The sequence below is a fragment of the Bartonella sp. AA74HLJMH genome (assembly GCF_042197045.1).
Lineage (GTDB): Bacteria > Pseudomonadota > Alphaproteobacteria > Rhizobiales > Rhizobiaceae > Bartonella.
On sequence record NZ_JBHIRJ010000116.1, the window covers coordinates 1 to 856 of the forward strand.

At 36.8% G+C, this 856-nt stretch carries 1 protein-coding gene; it reads left to right on the plus strand.

The window, feature by feature from the left end:
- Positions 1 to 64: 64 nt before the first annotated feature.
- A complete protein-coding gene (locus ACFINH_RS10055) occupies positions 65 to 766 on the plus strand; it encodes a hypothetical protein (protein WP_273791603.1) in 702 nt (233 codons plus the stop codon).
- Positions 767 to 856 lie beyond the last annotated feature (90 nt).

Here is an 856-nt window from a genome sequence, read left to right on the forward strand (position 1 = left end):
GGGGCGCCTCCTTATAACCATTTCATTTAAAAATTTGTTTGAATATTAGATTAGGGAGCTACCTATGACCACTAAAAATGTATCTAAAAAATATGAGCTTATAAATGAAAGTCACGTTAAAGGGATTACTTTATACCGCATTCGTGCTTTAAAAGACTTTGCTGATGTTAAAGCTGGTGATTTAGGCGGCTTTATTGAAAAGGAAGATAACCTTTCTCATGATGGCAATTGCTGGGTTTATGATAATGCTTGTGTTGTAAAATCTGGTCGTGTTTATGAAAATGCAAGGGTATATGGCAACGCTGTCATTGGTGGTTTTGTTTATGGCAATGCGCATGTATATGATAAAACCCGCGTGTATTTTGGAGCTCATGTTTATGATAATGCGCATCTTTCTGATAAGGTGTGGGTTTATCAATATGCAAGGGTTTATGGGAATGCAAAATTAACAGGAAGTGCACGCATTTATAGCAAGGCTGAGGTTTATGATCATGCTGTTGTAAGTAGCTCTTCAAAAATTTATGGCAAGGTTTATGGCAATGCTAGCGTGGGTGGGTATGTTAAGGTCTACGGTTCTGTTTATGGCAATGCTAAAGTGACTGGTTATCACACCATTAGAGGTTTGGTACATGGCAATGCAAGATTAAAAAGAAATGATTATTCATATGTTGAGCAAAACATTTACTATGTATATGGAATTCCTGAAGATTGTGAAATTTATGAAAACGATACCGTTGTAAAGATTGTTGAAAATAAAGCAGCGTAAATAAAATAACGGCGCGGGGGGCTGCTTTATAGCAAAAAAGCCGCGTCCTTTAAGACACGGCTTTTGTTTGCAACTGGAAACTTATACATT